Origin of the sequence: Microbacterium sp. K41, assembly GCF_004794395.1 — a bacterium.
In the GTDB taxonomy this organism is placed as follows: domain Bacteria; phylum Actinomycetota; class Actinomycetes; order Actinomycetales; family Microbacteriaceae; genus Microbacterium; species Microbacterium sufflavum.
In genome coordinates this window covers 1-12,858 of sequence record NZ_SSDO01000261.1, presented here as the reverse complement: position 1 = coordinate 12,858, position 12,858 = coordinate 1, and the positions used below count along the sequence as shown (strand labels likewise).

The 12,858-nt window shown below is 70.6% G+C and carries 12 protein-coding genes; 6 read left to right on the top strand and 6 right to left on the bottom strand.

Translation table 11 applies throughout. The features are described 5' to 3' along the window. Positions 1-92: 92 nt before the first annotated feature. A complete protein-coding gene (locus tag DW309_RS19455) occupies positions 93-269 on the top strand; it encodes a hypothetical protein (protein WP_168387206.1) in 177 nt (58 codons plus the stop codon). A 6-nt stretch (positions 270-275) separates the two neighbouring features. On the opposite strand, the gene DW309_RS07235 is transcribed toward DW309_RS19455, so the two are convergent. The 6 genes from DW309_RS07235 to DW309_RS07210 all read right to left on the bottom strand — a co-directional run bounded on the left by DW309_RS07235 (position 276) and on the right by DW309_RS07210 (position 6,169). Continuing rightward, entirely contained in the window at positions 276-1,658 is a 1,383-nt protein-coding gene (locus tag DW309_RS07235; RefSeq protein WP_136044980.1) for an LLM class flavin-dependent oxidoreductase, read from the bottom strand. 110 nt (positions 1,659-1,768) lie between these two features. Next, the gene (gene pnuC / locus DW309_RS07230; protein WP_205812664.1) at positions 1,769-2,479 is read right to left on the bottom strand and encodes a nicotinamide riboside transporter PnuC; all 711 of its coding nucleotides are present in this window, start codon (positions 2,477-2,479) and stop codon (positions 1,769-1,771) included. Positions 2,480-2,484: 5 nt separating this feature from the next. Further along, complete coding sequence (locus DW309_RS07225) at positions 2,485-3,024, bottom strand: GNAT family N-acetyltransferase (RefSeq protein WP_136031939.1); 540 nt, start codon at positions 3,022-3,024, stop codon at positions 2,485-2,487. Between the two features lie 183 nt (positions 3,025-3,207). Continuing rightward, positions 3,208-4,413, bottom strand: coding sequence for a hypothetical protein (locus DW309_RS07220; protein ID WP_136044979.1), 1,206 nt, complete (start codon positions 4,411-4,413; stop codon positions 3,208-3,210). 66 nt (positions 4,414-4,479) lie between these two features. Further along, positions 4,480-5,397 carry a DUF808 domain-containing protein gene (locus tag DW309_RS07215; RefSeq protein ID WP_136044978.1) on the bottom strand — a complete coding sequence of 306 codons (918 nt, stop codon included), beginning with the start codon at positions 5,395-5,397 and terminating at the stop codon, positions 4,480-4,482. Between the two features lie 49 nt (positions 5,398-5,446). Next, positions 5,447-6,169 (bottom strand): FadR/GntR family transcriptional regulator, encoded by a 723-nt coding sequence (locus DW309_RS07210; protein WP_240745299.1) that lies wholly within the window; start codon positions 6,167-6,169, stop codon positions 5,447-5,449. A 128-nt stretch (positions 6,170-6,297) separates the two neighbouring features. On the opposite strand from DW309_RS07210, the gene DW309_RS07205 reads away from it, so the two are divergent. From DW309_RS07205 to DW309_RS07185, 5 genes are all read left to right on the top strand, one after another. Continuing rightward, complete coding sequence (locus DW309_RS07205; RefSeq protein ID WP_136031946.1) at positions 6,298-7,896, top strand: ABC transporter substrate-binding protein; 1,599 nt, start codon at positions 6,298-6,300, stop codon at positions 7,894-7,896. Between the two features lie 78 nt (positions 7,897-7,974). Further along, positions 7,975-8,931, top strand: coding sequence for an ABC transporter permease (locus tag DW309_RS07200; protein ID WP_136031948.1), 957 nt, complete (start codon positions 7,975-7,977; stop codon positions 8,929-8,931). A 1-nt stretch (position 8,932) separates the two neighbouring features. Then, positions 8,933-10,984 carry a dipeptide/oligopeptide/nickel ABC transporter permease/ATP-binding protein gene (locus DW309_RS07195; protein ID WP_136044977.1) on the top strand — a complete coding sequence of 684 codons (2,052 nt, stop codon included), beginning with the start codon at positions 8,933-8,935 and terminating at the stop codon, positions 10,982-10,984. Beyond that, positions 10,981-11,781 (top strand): ABC transporter ATP-binding protein, encoded by an 801-nt coding sequence (locus DW309_RS07190; RefSeq protein ID WP_136035577.1) that lies wholly within the window; start codon positions 10,981-10,983, stop codon positions 11,779-11,781. Before DW309_RS07195 ends, DW309_RS07190 begins: the two co-directional genes overlap by 4 nt. 18 nt (positions 11,782-11,799) lie before the next feature. Next, positions 11,800-12,744, top strand: coding sequence for a dihydrodipicolinate synthase family protein (locus tag DW309_RS07185; RefSeq protein ID WP_136044976.1), 945 nt, complete (start codon positions 11,800-11,802; stop codon positions 12,742-12,744). Positions 12,745-12,858: the final 114 nt, after the last annotated feature.

Here is a 12,858-nt window from a genome sequence, read left to right as displayed (position 1 = left end):
GACCGCGCGGGCGGCGCGAACGCCGCGACGCCCGCCGGAGCCGGCGGTCCGGGAGGGGAGGATCCCGCGGCCAGCGCCCCTAGGCTGGACGTATGACCAAGAACATCTGGACCGTGCTCGGCGTGATCCTCGCGGTCGTGATCGCGTGGTGGATCGTCAGCGCCCTGTTCTCGGTGCTGTGGTTCATCGCGAAGCTCGCGATCGTCGCGGTCGTGGCCGTCGTGGTGTTCCTCGTGCTGCGGAACCTGTTCGCCCGCGACGCCGACTGACGCCGCTCAGGCCCGCGCCGCCGCCCCCACGCGGTACTGCGCGGCGCGGTGCGTGTCCTGCACGCGGTCGCCGCGCCCGTGGAGCTTGTGGCGCAGCGTGCCGGGCGTGTACTCCTCGGGGTACGCGCCGCGCTCGCGCAGCACCGGGATCACGTGCTCGATCACGTCCTGCCACGTGCCGGGCGTGACCGCGTAGGCGAGGTTGAAGCCGTCGATGTCGGTCTGCTCCACCCACGACTGCAGCTCGTCGGCGATCTCCTCGCCCGAGCCGACGACCGTGGGTCCGAGTCCGCCGATGGCGTTGTGCCGCCCGAAGTCGCCGACCGTCCACTCCCGGCCGAGATCCGCCTCCTCCTTCAGGTGCTGGAGCACCGACTGGATCGCGTTGGACTCCACGTTCCCCACGGGTTCGTCCTCGCCGTACTGCGACAGGTCGACGCCCATCCAGCCCGACATGAACGTGAGGGCCCCCTCGGGACTCGCATACGACAGGTACTCCGCGTACTTCGCGGTCGCCTCCTCGCTCGTGGCCGCGGTGATCACGGTCAGCAGCGTGTAGATGCGGGCGTCGTAGCGGTCGCGTCCCGCCGCCTCGAGGGCGTCGCGGATGCGCTTCACGGTGCCGGCCAGCACCTCCTTCGACGGGGCGGCGACGAAGATCGCCTCGGCGTTCTCGGCCGAGAACCGCACGCCGCGGGGGCTCGCACCGGCCTGGTAGATGACGGGGGTGCGCTGCGGCGACGGCTCGGAGATGTGGATGCCCGGCACACGGAAGTGGGCGCCCTCGTGCCGGATCGGGTGCACCTTGGCGGGGTCGGTGAAGATGCCGCGCTCGCGGTCCTCGACCACGGCGTCGTCCTCCCACGACCCCTCCCACAGCTTGTACAGCACCTCGACGTACTCGTCGGCGTGGTCGTAGCGGTCGTCATGACCGAGCTGATCCTCCTGGCCCATGTTGCGGGCGGCGCTGGGGAGGTAGCCGGTGACGACGTTCCAGCCGATGCGGCCCTGCGTGAGGTGGTCGAGCGTGCTGAGCCGCCGTGCGAACGGGTAGGGGTGCTCGAACGCCGTGCCGGCCGTGATGCCGAAGCCGAGGTGCTCGGTCACGGCGGCCATCGCGCTCACCAGCAGGATCGGGTCGTTCACCGGCACCTGGGCGCCGTTGCGGATCGCGGCCTCGTTGGTGCCGCCGTACACGTCGTAGGTGCCGAGCACGTCGGCGATGAAGATGCCGTCGAAGGTCGCGCTCTCCAGCAGTGTCGCCAGCTCGGTCCAGTACGAGATCGTGTTGTACTGCCGCGACCGGTCGTCGGGGTGCCGCCACAGCCCGGACGACTGGTGGGCGACGCAGTTCATGTCGAAGGCGTTGAAGCGGATCTGTCGGGTCATGCGACCCATGAAACGGGACACACGGGGCCGCGGTCGAGCACCGCCGACACGCACCGAAACAATCGCGAGGGCGGCGGTCAGGGTCAGCGGTCGTCGACGTCGCAACGAGGTCAGAGGGCGTCCTCGTCGAGGCGTCGGGGGCTGGGGTCGGGAGGCAGGATCTCGATCCCGTGGTCGGCACGGCGCTGCGCCCGCCACCAGATCACGAACCCGACCGCGGTGAACACGCCGTAGAACACGTACATGAGGCCGGTCGCGTAGTAGCCGGAGCTGAACAGCAGCGGCACGCCGACCACGTCCACGGCGATCCAGATGAGCCAGAACTCCGTCCACCCCTTCGCCATGCCGTACGTGGCCAGGAGCGAGCCGACGAACGTCCAGGCGTCGGCCCACACCGGCTCCCACGACCCGAGCGCGCGGAACACGGGGGTGAGCGCGACCGTGCCGACGATCATCACCAGCACGATTCCGACGCGGGCCCTCCTCGGCGCCCACCGCGGCACCACGCGGCCGCCCTCGGCGTTGCGCCAGCGGATCCAGCCGTACACCGCGACGGCGATGAACATGACCTGCCGGCCGGCCTGGCCGAGCAGGTGGGGGAGCGAGGGGGCGGGGCTGAGCGCCGAACCGAGGAACACGGTCAGCAGCAGCAGGTTGCCGACGATGCCGACCGGCCACGCCCACACCTTGCGCCGCATGCCGCCGAGCGCGCTCGCCAGCCCGAACGCGTTGCCCACCACTTCGCGCACCAGCAGGGTCTGCCCGCCCGGCAGCAGCCACTGCGAATCGAAGGCGTCGACGAGCCACTGCAGCAGGTCCACCGGCGTCAGTCCTCGGTGCCGGGGCGCGCGTCGGGCGAGGGGCGGTCGTCGAGCACGAGCTGCAGCATGCTGAGGTCGAGCCAGCGGCCGAACTTCGCGCCGACCTGCGGCATGCGTCCGACCTCGCGGAAGCCGAGGCGCTCGTGCAGCGCGATCGACGCCGCGTTCCCGCTCTCCACCCCGCCGATCATCACGTGCATCCCGGCGGTGCGCGCGTGAGCGATGAGCTCCTCCATGAGCGCTCGGCCGATGCCGCGGCCGCGCTGATCACCCCGCACGTAGACGGAGTGCTCGACCGTGAGCCGGTAGCCGCTGTGCGGCCGCCACTGCGCGTACGACGCGTAGCCGAGCACGCCGGTGTCGTCGGCGGCGACGATCACCGGGTACCCGCGGGCGGTCCGGTCGGCGAGCCACGCGGCGCGGTCGGCGCGGTCCACCGCCTCCTCGTTCCAGATCGCCGTGGTGTGCACGACGGCGTGGTTGTGGATCTCGGTGATCGTGTCGAGGTCGGCATCGTGGGCTGGCCTGAGCTGCACGGCGGTCATGGGGTGCTCACCAGCAGGGTCGAGACGGGGATGCAGTCACGTTCCGCACTCTATCGGGGGTGACCAGCTCATCGCGTCATGGACAGGGTGGGGAACAGGCCCGCGGGGTCGAGGCCGACGGATTCGGCGCGGCCCGCGGGGGGCGAAGCGCAGCGCCCGGGCGACCTGCCGTGGCCCTGGCGGTCAGCCGATGCGCTCGGAGTCGGACAGCGCAGCGCGGACGAGGATCGCGCGTCGCATGTCGGCCACGATCGGTTCCGAGAAGCGGGCGCGGTAGCGGCTCTCGCTTACGGCCGAGAACACGAACGGCAGCGCCGAGACGATGGCGACCAGCGTCGCCGCCTTGAGGAGGTTGACCGTGAGCGGAAGTGCCACGCCCTGCACCACGAGCGGCTGTACCACGAGCGCGTGCACCGACGTGCGATCACCCAGCCAGGTCTGCGCGAGATCCGGAGGAACGGCGATCGCCCCGATGAGAACGAGCAGCACGGCGAGCAGCAGAGCGAAGACGGCCGCCTGGACGAGGTGCGCGAGGGTCATCGCGAGCAGCATGTTGATCCGCTGCGGACGGCCGACGGTCGACGCCGGATCCGTCGACGCCGGGCGACCCTCGGCCGGTGTGCCCCGCAGCAGGTCGCGCTCCTCGTCGACGGTGAGCGCGAGCGTCGCCGGGTCGACCTCGGTCGCGCTCACCTGCAGCACGACCGCGCCGGCGAGCGCGGCCACCACCAGTGCCAGGAGCCCGAGCGCGGACCACGACAGCACGGATGCCATCTGCCAGACCTCGACCGAGAAGAACGCGAACAGCACGAGCATGAGGATGACGGGAAGTGCGATGGTCGCCATGTGCCCGATCGCGGCGAGGTTGCGGGCTGCGAGCCTCGTCGCCCACGACAGCAGCGCGCCGCCGCCGAACGCGACCAGCAGCACGCTCCCCGCGACGATCGAGAGGGCTTCCGCGACCGGCGCTGCGGGCGCGCCCTCGGTGACGCCTCCTTCGAGCATCACGCCGGCAGCGCAGAGAGCGATGACCACCATCGCGGCCGCCGTGCGTCGAACCCCGCGCAGGCGGCGGAGCGTGACCCGCGCCACGGCGAACCCCGCCCAGGCGAGGACGAGACTGGTCAGCAGCGCGGCGAGGATCGCGAACGCGAGGCCCGTGCCGTCCTTGGTCTCCACGAGCAGGTGCAGGGCGAACGAGAAGTCGTCGATCCCGTCGCCCGCGAGGGTCCAGTAGACGGATGCGGCGGCGATGAGCGGCGCCGACCGCGGCACGATGTCATGGAACCAGCGACGCCAGGGCACGAAGGTGGGGAGCCCCTGCGCCCGGAACCACCGGTCTGCAGCGAAGGAGGTGACGGTGATCGGCGACGGCGGACGTGGGCGCATCGGTGAAATCTAACATTTCACCCCGAACATCCCCTGGCGCAACCGGTCTCCCCGGGTGCGACGCGCTCAGGCGTGGACGTCGGCGGGGGAAATCTCGCCCTCGTGGAAGCTCGGCTTCTTGCCGAAGAGGCGCGCGATGCCCAGCACGATTCCGACGATCACGAGGCCCCACACGAGGCCGGCGATCGCGGAGATGAGGGTGTCGACGATCCACACCATGACGCCGCCGAGGGGTTCGAGCGCGTGCTCGACCGCGTGCAGCAGATCGGCGGGGGCGTGCAGGCCGACCTCGCCGAGGTTGATCAGCACCAGGTGACCGCCGACCCAGAGCATCGCGACCGTGCCCAGCACGCTGATGAAGCGGAACACGGCCGGCATCGACCGCACGATCCGGGTGCCGGTGTGGCGCACCCGCTGCACCGGGTTCTTCGCCATCTTCAGGCCGATGTCGTCGATCTTCACCAGCAGCGCGACCACCCCGTACACGGCCACCGTCATCAGCAGCGCGATCACGGCGAGGATCGCCAGTGTCGACCAGACGTCGAGGCCCTTGTCGAGGCTGGCCAGCGAGATGAGCATGATCTCGGTCGACAGGATGAGGTCGGTGCGGATGGCGCCGAACACGAGCTTGCGCTCGTCGCGCGCGCCCTCGTCGGCATGACCGTGCTGCACCCCGAACCACTCGAGCACCTTCTCGGCGCCCTCGAAGCACAGGTACGAGCCGCCCAGGATCAGCAGGTACGGGAGCACCCACGGGGCGAATGCCGTGAGCAGCAGCGCGATCGGGATGATGATGACGAACTTGTTCACCAGCGACCCGAGCGCGATCTTCCCCACCACCGGGAGCTCACGCGCCGGCGTGATGCCCTGCACGTACTGCGGGGTGACGGCGGCGTCGTCGATCACCACGCCGGCGGCCTTGGCGGAGGCCTTCATGGCCGCGCTCAGGATGTCGTCGACGACGGCGAGCAGTCCAACGGACATGGCAGTCCTCTTTCCGGTGGGGGGAAGGTCAGACTACCGACTTCCGGGGTCAGGCCCGTGCGTCCTCCGCGGTGGCGAGCACGCGCTGCAGCGGCTGGTAGTGCTCGATCACGGCCCGGCGGTACCGCTCCACGTCGCCGGCGCGTGCCGCGTCGAGCATGTCGCCGTGCGCCTGGGCGGTCTGGGTGATGTCGTCGGGCTGGGCGATGCCGAGCTGCGGGAGCACCGCGGTGTGCACGTCCCAGAATGCGCCGACGAGCTGTCCGACCAGGCGGTTGTCGATCGCGCCGAACAGCCGCGTGTGGAAGGCCCTGTCCTCTTCGAGGAAGTACTCGCCGCGCCCGGCCTTGTCGACCATGTCGGCCACGAGCTCGTCCAGCTCCGGATCCTCCTGTGCCTGGGCGGCCTCGACCACGCGCTCGGCCATCGACAGGTCGAGGGCGAGGCGCACCTCCACCACCTCGCGCAGTGCCTGCAGCGACCCCTCGGGCGAGAGCACGCCGCGGAACACGAGCGCCTCCACCATCGGGTCGAGCGACATCGGGCCGACGTAGGTGCCGTGGCCGTGGCGGACGTCGACGATGTCGAGCGTGGAGAGCGTGCGGATGGCCTCGCGGACGGAGGAGCGCGACACGTCGAGCTCCTCGCACAGCTCGGCCTCGGTGGGCAGCGGGTCGCCGGGGGTGAGCCCGCGCGTGAGGATGAGCTGCTTGATCTGGTCGGCCGTCGTGGCACGGCGCATGCGCGATGCCCTCCCCGTGGTGGACTTCATGGGGCCCCTCTCGTGCCTGACAGAAAACGCTCCGATCATCTCACTCTTGTGATCTGATCGAACGTGTGTTTAGAGTACATCAGACATCAGATGTCCTCAAGATGTCCCCCCTTCACCCTGGAGCACACATGAACCGACACATCACCCGCCGCCGCGCGGGTCGATTCGCGATGGCGGTCGCCGGCACGGTCGCCGCGTCCCTCGCCCTCGCCGGCTGCGGCGGCGGCGCCGCCAGCACGCCGGACGAGAGCCCCGCCGCGAGCGAGGTCGACCCCGACGGCATCATCGAGGCCGGCATCTCCTACACGCTCAACGGCAGCTTCGACCCGATGGTCGCCTCCGGCGCCGTCACGGTCTCCGCCAACTGGCACATCTTCGAGGGCCTCGTCGACCTCGACCCGGTCACGCAGGAGGCCGCCCCCGCGCTCGCCGCCGACTTCCCGACCAAGGTCGACGACACCACCTACGAGATCGACCTCCGCGAGGGCGCCACGTTCCAGAACGGCGACCCGGTCACCGCCGACGACGTGGTCTTCAGCTACGAGCGCGTGCTCGACCCGGCCAACAACTCGCTGTTCCGCTCGTTCGTCGACTTCATCGACACCGTCACCGCCGTCGACGAGGACACCGTCCGCATCACCACCGACTACCCGTTCTCGCTGATCGACGACCGCCTCGGCGTCGTCAAGATCGTGCCGAAGGCCGTGGTCGAGGCCGACCCCGAGGACTTCGGCGCGAACCCCGTCGGATCCGGCCCGTACTCCCTGGTCTCCGCGGTGCCCGAGGACAAGCTCGTCTTCGAGCGCTACGACGACTACAACGGCCCGCGCCCCGCGCTCGCCGCCGGCATGAACTGGAACCTGCTCGCCGACGCCTCCGCCCGCGTCACCGCGATGTCGACCGGCACCGTGCAGGCCATCGAGGACGTGCCCTACATCGACGCCGACGCGCTCGCCGCCTCCGCCGACGTGGAGAGCGTGCAGTCGTTCGGCCTGCTGTTCATGATGTTCAACACGAAGGCCGCGCCCTTCGACGACGTGCGCGTGCGCCAGGCGCTGCACTACGCGCTCGACATGGACAAGATCATCGAGACCGGCATGCTCGGCAACGCCACCCCCGCCACCTCGTTCCTGCCCGAGGACTACCCGAACTACCACGAGGCGTCCACCGTCTACACCTACGACCCCGACAAGGCGAAGGAGCTGCTCGACGAGGCCGGGGTCTCCGACCTCGCCATCACGCTCCGCATGACCGACACCGGCTGGGTCAAGGAGGTCGCCCCGCTCATCAAGGAGTCGCTCGACGCGATCGGCATCGACACCACGCTCGACATCAGCCAGTCCGCGTCGATGTACGAGAAGATCGACTCCGGCGACTACACCGTCGCCATCGCCCCCGGTGACCCGTCGGTGTTCGGCGTCGACCCCGACCTGCTCATGAACTGGTGGTACGGCGAGAACGTCTGGACCCAGACGCGCACCGCCTGGGCCGACTCGCCGGAGTACGCCGAGCTGCGCACGCTGCTCGACACCGCCGTGACCCAGGAGGGCGACGAGCAGCAGAAGACCTGGGACCAGGCGTTCGACCTGATCTCCGACCAGGCCGTGCTGTACCCGCTGTTCCACCGCAAGCTGCCCACCGCCTGGAGCAGCCAGGAGCTCGTCGGCTTCCAGCCCGTCCCCACCACCGGCCTGTCGTTCCTCGACGTCGGCGTGGCGGCGAAGTAGCCCCGGCCCCACCCCGCGGGGGCGCGCTCGCCCGAAGAGCGCGTCCCCGCCACCACCCCCACCCGGAAGGAGCGGCACGTGTCCAACACGCTCCGCCTCATCGGCCGGCGACTGCTGCAGCTGCCGCTGATGATCCTCGGCATCACGTTCCTGGTTTTCTTCGTGATGTCGTTCTCGCCCGTCGACCCGGCGCGCACCGCGCTCGGCGAGACCGCGTCCCCCGAAGCCCTCGAGGCCTACCGCGAAGAGCACGGACTGAACCTTCCGCTGTTCGTGCGCTACGTGAACTTCCTGTTCGGCCTCGTGCAGGGCGACCTCGGCACCTACTCCGCCCGCAGCCTGCCCGTGATCGACGAGGTGGCCCGCGCGTTCCCCGTGACCCTGGCACTGACCTTCCTCGGCCTGCTCATCGCCGTGATCGTGGCGTTCGCGATCGGTGTGCTCGCCGCCGTCTACCGCGACCGCTGGCCCGACCAGGTCATCCGCGTGTTCGGCGTCGCCGCCCTCTCCACGCCCTCGTTCTGGCTCGCGATCCTGCTCATCCAGCTCTTCACGCTCGGGCTCGGACTGCTGCCGGCGTCCGGCCCCCTGCCCGACTTCTGGACCGATCCGTCGGGCTGGCTCGCCCGCATGACGCTCCCCGCCGTCGCCCTCGCCGTCCCCGTGATCGGCCAGCTCTCGCGCGTCGTACGCACCTCGATGGTCGAGGAGCTCGACCGCGACTACGTGCGCACCGCGCTCGGCGCCGGGATCCCCCGCGTGATCGTGGTCGGCCGCAACGTGCTGCGCAACGCCCTCATCACCCCCGTCACCGTGCTCGGCCTGCGCATCGGCTACCTGCTCGGCGGGGCCGTGGTGATCGAGATCATCTTCGCGATCCCCGGCATGGGAACGCTGATCCTCAACGGCGTCACCAACAACGAACCCAACCTCGTGCAGGGAGTGACGCTCGCGGTCGCCCTCGCGTTCGTCGTGATCAACATCATCGTCGACCTCCTGTACGTGCTCATCAATCCTCGAATCCGGGCGGTGTGACATGCGACGCAGACTCACGGAACGACTCTCCGTCCCCGGCCTCCGCTGGGGCCGCCTCTCCCTCGGCTCGATCATCTGCCTGACGGTGCTCGCGCTCATCGCGCTGGCCGCCGTCCTGGCGCCGCTGATCTCGCCCTACGACCCGCTGGCCTCGGGCACCCCCGTGCAGCCGCCGAGCCCCGAGCACTGGTTCGGCACCGACCGTCAGGGCCGCGACATCTTCTCGCGCCTGGTCTACGGCGCCCGCTACTCGCTCGTGATCGGCCTGGGCGCGACCCTCGTGGCCCTCGCCGTCGCCTGTGTGCTCGGCACGATCGCCGCGACCGCGCCCAAGTGGATCTCCGAGACGCTGATGCGCGTCATGGACGTCATCATGTCGTTCCCCGGCATCGCGCTCGCCGCCGTGTTCGTGGCCGTGTTCGGCAAGTCCCTCCCGGTGCTGGTCCTCACGATCGCGTTCCTCTACGTGCCCCAGCTGACCCGCATCGTTCGCGCCAACATCCTGGACCAGTACGGCGAGGACTACGTCTCCGCCGTGCGGGTGATGGGAGCGGGCACCCCGCGCATCATCGTGCGGCACGTCGCCCGCAACGCGATGGCCCCCGTGCTCGTGTTCGCCACGGTGCTCGTCGCCGACGCGATCGTGTTCGAGGCATCGCTGTCGTTCCTCCAGGCCGGGGTGCCCGACCCCGAGCCGTCCTGGGGCAACGTGATCGCCGCCGGCCGCAACCTCCTCATGAGCGGTGCGTGGTGGGCGACCTTCTTCCCCGGCATCCTTATCATGATCACGGTCCTGTGCCTCAACATCCTGTCCGAGGGCATGACCGACGCGATGGTGTCGCCGCGCGCCCGCAAGGTCACCGCGGACGCCGCGAACACCGAGGAGTCGACGCAGGAGCTGGAGGCCGCGGCCGCCCCCGACGACACGCACGTGATCCCCACCGTCGACACGTCCGTGAACCTGTCCGTGCCCAGCGGCGTGCCCGACGTGCTCGTGCCCACCGCCGAGGCCGTGCCGCTCGCCGCGCGCCTGGCCGAGCTGCGCGCCCGCGAGCTCGACCGCACCGACCGCCTCGTCTACACGGGCGACCAGGCCCCGCTGCTCGAGGTGCAGGACCTGTGCATCTCCTTCCCGCGCCACGGCGACGTGAACGTGGTCGACCACGTCAGCTTCACCGTGCGCCCCGGCGAGACCATGTCGCTCGTGGGCGAGTCGGGCTGCGGCAAGTCCATCACCTCGCTCGCGATCATGGGCCTGCTCGACCCGAAGGCCGACATCCGCGGACGCATCCTGTTCGACGGCAAGGACCTGCTGCAGATGTCCCCGAGGGAGCGCAACGCCCTCCGCGGACACGACATCGCGATGGTCTACCAGGACGCACTGAGTTCGCTGAACCCGGCGATGCTGATCCGCTCGCAGATGAAGCAGCTGACCTCGCGCGGCGGCACCCGCACCGCCGAGGAGCTGCTGGAGCTGGTCGGGCTCGACCCGCAGCGCACCCTCGCCTCGTACCCGCACGAGCTGTCGGGCGGTCAGCGGCAGCGCGTGCTGATCGCCATGGCCCTCACGCGCGACCCGCGCCTGGTGATCGCCGACGAGCCCACCACGGCCCTCGACGTGACCGTGCAGGCGCAGGTCGTGGAACTGCTGATGCGGCTGCAGCGCGAGCTCGGCTTCGCGCTCGTGTTCGTATCCCACGACCTCGCCCTGGTCGCGGAGCTGTCGCACCGCATCACCGTCATGTACGCGGGGCAGGTGGTCGAGCAGGGCACCACGCGCGAGGTGCTCACGCAGCCGGTGCACGAGTACACGCAGGGCCTCCTGGGGGCCGTGCTGTCGATCGAGGCCGGATCCGACCGGCTGCACCAGGTGTCGGGCGTCGTGCCGTCGCCACGCGACTTCCCCGCGGGCGACCGCTTCGCGCCGCGCTCGTCCGACCCCGCCCGGTACGCGGGTGTGGAGCCCGTGCGGCGGCACATCGAGGGCACAGAGCACTACTACTCCGCGCATCCCGACGATGCGCCCGTCGAGGCGATCGGAGCAGGACGATGAGCGACCCCGTCATCCAGCTGCAGGACGTGCACGTCCGCTACAAGACCCGGGCGTCGTCGCTGTTCCGGCCGCGCTACGTCGACGCGCTCGACGGCGTCTCCCTCACGGTGCGCCGCGGCCAGACCCTCGGCATCGTGGGCGAGTCCGGATCGGGCAAGTCGACCTCGGCCAAGGTGCTGATCGGACTCGAGAAGCCCACCAGCGGGCAGGTCGTGTTCGACGGCGAGCCCGTGCGCTCGTTCACCCCCGCCGTGCGCAAGCGCCTCGGACGCATCCTCTCGGTGGTGTTCCAAGACCCCGCGACCGCGCTGAACGCCCGCATGACGGTGCGCGACGCGCTGCTCGACCCGCTGCAGGTCCACCGCCTCGGCACCGCCGCGACCCGGTCGCGGAAGGTGCGCGACCTGGTCGGGCTCGTCGGGCTCCCCGCCTCCGCGCTCGACGCCCTGCCCAGTCAGCTCTCGGGCGGGCAGCGGCAGCGCGTCGCGATCGCCCGCGCGCTGGTGCTCGACCCGCAGGTGATCGTCGCGGACGAGCCCACCTCCGCGCTCGACGTGTCGGTGCGCGCGCAGATCCTGAACCTGCTCACCGACCTGAAGGAGCAGCTCGGCCTCGGCATGGTCTTCATCTCCCACGACATCCAGACCGTGCGCTACCTCTCCGACGAGATCGCCGTGATGAACAGGGGGAAGGTCGTCGAGTTCGGCGACGCGGCCCGCGTGTTCGACGATCCCGCCGATCCCTACACCAGAACGCTGCTGGGCGCCGCGCCCTCGCTGCTCGAACCCCACCACTGAAACGACCGGAACACACACATGTCCTCTGCTTCCCCCGCCCCTTCGTTCTCCGGCGTCGTCCCTCCCGTCGCCACCCCGCTCCTCCCGGACGGCACGATCGACCACGCCTCCCTCACCCGGCTCGTCGAACGGCTGATCGACGAGGGCGTCTCCGGCCTCTTCGCGCTCGGCTCCACCGGGGAGACCGCGTACTTCACCGACGACCAGCGCGTCGAGCTGCTGCGCACGATCGTCGCCGCGAACGCCGGCCGGGTGCCGGTGATCGCGGGCGCCATCGAGCTGACCGCCCCGCGCATCATCGAGACCGCCCGCCGCCTGGTCGAGGCGGGTGCGCAGGCCATCGTCACCACCGCCCCGCTGTACACGCTCAACTCGGCCGCCGAGGTCGCCGACCACTTCCGCACCATCGCCGCCGCGATCGACGCCCCGCTGTGGGCCTATGACGTACCCGTCCGGGTGCACACGAAGCTCGGGGTCGACCTGCTCGTGCAGCTGGGCACCGAGGGCGTGATCCAGGGTGTGAAGGACTCCTCGGGCGACGACGTGTCGTTCCGCCGCCTGGTCGCCGCGAACGAGGCGGCCGGCCGCCCGCTGCAGCTGCTCACCGGGCACGAGGTCGTGGTCGACGCGATGGCCCTGGTCGGCGCGGCCGGCGTGGTCCCGGGCCTCGCGAACGTCGAGGCTGCGGGCTACGTGCGCCTGTGGAACGCCGCGCAGCAGGGCGACTGGACGGCCGCCCGCGCCGAGCAGGAGCGCATCAACCGCCTGTTCGACATCGTGTTCCAGCCGCGGGGCCTCTCCGGCGACGCGACCGGGGTCGGCGCGTTCAAGGCGGCCATGCACGCTCGCGGCATCATCGACCACGCGACCATGGCCGACACGGTGCAGGCGCTCGACGGCGACGCGGTCGCCGGCATCCGCGCCATCCTCGACGAGCTCGGGCTGCTCCCGGTCGCGGTGTGATGGGCGAGGTCGTCCTCGCCGTCGACATCGGCGGCACCAAGACGGCCGCGGCGGTCGCCGACCGTTCGGACGTGCTGCTGCGCACCGAGGTGGCCCCCACGCCCGCCGCCGAGG

What these genes read in the sequence shown, in the direction of transcription:
- DW309_RS07210 (WP_240745299.1), bottom strand. Translation starts at nt 6,169, where the DNA reads ATGAAGTCCACCACGGGGAGGGCATCGCGCATGCGCCGTGCCACGACG.
- DW309_RS07215 (WP_136044978.1), bottom strand. Translation starts at nt 5,397, where the DNA reads ATGTCCGTTGGACTGCTCGCCGTCGTCGACGACATCCTGAGCGCGGCC.
- DW309_RS07190 (WP_136035577.1), top strand. Translation starts at nt 10,981, where the DNA reads ATGAGCGACCCCGTCATCCAGCTGCAGGACGTGCACGTCCGCTACAAG.
- DW309_RS07235 (WP_136044980.1), bottom strand. Translation starts at nt 1,658, where the DNA reads ATGACCCGACAGATCCGCTTCAACGCCTTCGACATGAACTGCGTCGCC.
- DW309_RS19455 (WP_168387206.1), top strand. Translation starts at nt 93, where the DNA reads ATGACCAAGAACATCTGGACCGTGCTCGGCGTGATCCTCGCGGTCGTG.
- DW309_RS07225 (WP_136031939.1), bottom strand. Translation starts at nt 3,024, where the DNA reads ATGACCGCCGTGCAGCTCAGGCCAGCCCACGATGCCGACCTCGACACG.
- DW309_RS07195 (WP_136044977.1), top strand. Translation starts at nt 8,933, where the DNA reads ATGCGACGCAGACTCACGGAACGACTCTCCGTCCCCGGCCTCCGCTGG.
- DW309_RS07185 (WP_136044976.1), top strand. Translation starts at nt 11,800, where the DNA reads ATGTCCTCTGCTTCCCCCGCCCCTTCGTTCTCCGGCGTCGTCCCTCCC.
- DW309_RS07220 (WP_136044979.1), bottom strand. Translation starts at nt 4,413, where the DNA reads ATGCGCCCACGTCCGCCGTCGCCGATCACCGTCACCTCCTTCGCTGCA.
- DW309_RS07205 (WP_136031946.1), top strand. Translation starts at nt 6,298, where the DNA reads ATGAACCGACACATCACCCGCCGCCGCGCGGGTCGATTCGCGATGGCG.